1 protein-coding gene is annotated in these 2,474 nt (G+C 50.6%); it reads left to right on the top strand.

From position 1 onward, the window contains the following. Positions 1-453: 453 nt before the first annotated feature. Positions 454-2,436 carry an ATP-binding protein gene (locus AX690_RS22620; protein WP_156449526.1) on the top strand — a complete coding sequence of 661 codons (1,983 nt, stop codon included), beginning with the start codon at positions 454-456 and terminating at the stop codon, positions 2,434-2,436. The last annotated feature ends 38 nt before the right edge of the window (positions 2,437-2,474 follow it).

Below are 2,474 nucleotides of genomic sequence, written 5' to 3' on the forward strand. Positions count from 1 at the left end.
AACCATCAAGCCAACGCTTGACCTACATCGCAATACACAGGGACCCAGGGGCGGCGCGCGCGGCGCTCCCGCAACCCCTGGGTCCTAAGATAGCCTCTGCGAGGCTTCCGGGATGACACGCGTATGAGTGTTGGTTGGAGGTGAACCCCCTTCTCCCCCGAGAAGGAGCCATCCTTACATCTCACGGCGAGACGATCGCAGGGCTGTCCAAGTCACTCAAGGACCGCCCGCCGGGCGGCCGCCGCGCGGCGACGCGGAGCGTCGTCCTTGACTGACTTGGTCAGTCCTGCACGCTGCAGCCTCCAAGAGATTTAAGGACGGGACCGCGCGGGGGGGCGCAGGGGAAGAGCGATTAGGTTGGGAGACAAGAGGAAATCTGGCCACCACCCTATCGAATAAACAACCTTGCCCAATAAGCGTGGCTTTAGCTAACCTCGCTCCGAACGCGAAAATTTGGGCATCCCCGTGACTTTCACTCCATTCGACCCCCTAGAATTCAAGAATGCGAAAATTAGCGATGCAGCGCTCGGCGCGCTGAAGCGTGAGATCGGAAACATTCTGAGTTCTTATGTTGGTTGGTACGACCCCTTCTGCGAATTAATTCAGAATGCGCTAGATGCTCTTGAAGCTCGCGTGGCTCTGGAAAACTCGGCAGGCTCATCCGACAATTACGAGCCAAGACTTAGTATAATAATTGACCTAAAAGACAACGCCCTAACCATCAGCGACAATGGCATTGGACTAGACAAGGATAAGTTTGAACAGTTCTTAGCGCCAAATTTTTCCTTTAAGACTGGAAACACGCGCGGACACAAAGGTGTCGGCGCAACATATGTCGCATATGGTTTCAACTATATGCGCGTATCTACAAAAGTTCCCGGTTACGAAGCCTCAGGCAGAATAGTTGGAGCGAAAAATTGGGTTAAGGCCAATTCATCTGGCGGCAACCCCAAGGTAGAACCCGACGCCTCTCCACTTGCGGACAACACTTTCAACGATTTCGATCGTGGGGTTTCCATTACCGTCCGCTTTGACGACGAAACGCACCCCAAACGATTGGATTGGATTCAGGCTAAAACTGCCGAAAAATGGGCGAAAATCCTAACCATCAAGACAGGCCTAGGATCCATAAGAAAAGACGAGAAAATCAAAGTTGAAGTCGTCGTTAAAGGCGACAAGGAGACGACGAAATTCTCGCTACCAGGAACATCATATCTCTGGCTTCACCAGTCACCCTGCAAGAAATCGTCCGTCAAGGAAGTATTCAAGGCCCAGGACGACCTATACAAGAAATTCGGCCCAGGCCGAAAGATGCCCGATAAGTACAGCAATTTGGATTTTCTATACGAGAATTGGACAAGCAATGAATTGCTAGACTTACTCGGCACGTCGTTGGACGCGGAAGAAAAATCCATTATCGAGCGACACACACCAACTGTTTCTGTAGAATTTGGCTACACAGCCAAACTATGGAGCAAGTTCAACGAGTCTCTTGAGCTGAGAGCAAATTATCGCGTCCTAAATGCGGGAATACAACTTGCTGCAAATAACATGCCGCAAGGAGAAACCATTTCTATCCCGCTGACGCGCAATATTGGACGCCAAAACCAACTGCACTTTCTAATTCATTTTGAAAATTACTCCCCAGACATGGGGCGAAAGGGCTTTCACAGAGAATTGACGGATTTCGCAAGAAGCGTCTCACGCCAGATTTCTGAAAACCATCTTGCCAAACTTCGCTACCTTCTCAAGGCAAATACCGGCGTTGCACCAGATTTGGTGCGTGAAATGAAGATTAGCGATTGGAAGAAGGACATGCTGACCCATGAGGACAGCCAGCCCCTAGTACTTAAAAGCGAGCACTTCTTTCTACCAACTGAGCGCGTCTCCATCACGTCCGCCCCCACCAGGGAACAGGATGTTATCGCTCTATTCCATCAGTTAATCGCGGGCGGCGTAGTCCGCGGCATTAGCGTTATGTCGACAAACGAGCGCTTTACGTATGATGGTCTATTCAAGGTAGCGTTTGATCTCGCGCCGAATATCTATGTCTATGACGAACAAAAGAACCCCTTAGGCGTCCCTGAAGATACAGCGATCGCGCTGAATGGAAAAGTTACAGAGCCAAGAGTTCTGGAGTACAAGTTTAGCCTGGACGGGCTAGTAGAAGATCTTGAGAATCAAGACAAGAATATCAAAGATATCGATCTGTGCGTAGTCTGGGATGTCGGCACGACATACACTGAACGATACGGAATAACCTCGCTCCTAATACCCGAAAACTCTGATCAAAGGCAGTTTCACGGCGTGACGCACGTTCTTTCCGACATTGAAACTGGAGCTAAGCACTGCGATCTCATCGTCCTCAAAGACTTGATCGATTTTCTGAACGCTCCTGCGGAGACGGCAGTGATCCAGCGCGAACGGTTTGAATAGACCCCCCCATCCACACCTCCCGCCGCCTAATCCCCAAC

This window comes from Caulobacter sp. CCH9-E1 (assembly GCF_001556515.1).
In the GTDB taxonomy this organism is placed as follows: Bacteria; Pseudomonadota; Alphaproteobacteria; order Caulobacterales; family Caulobacteraceae; genus Caulobacter.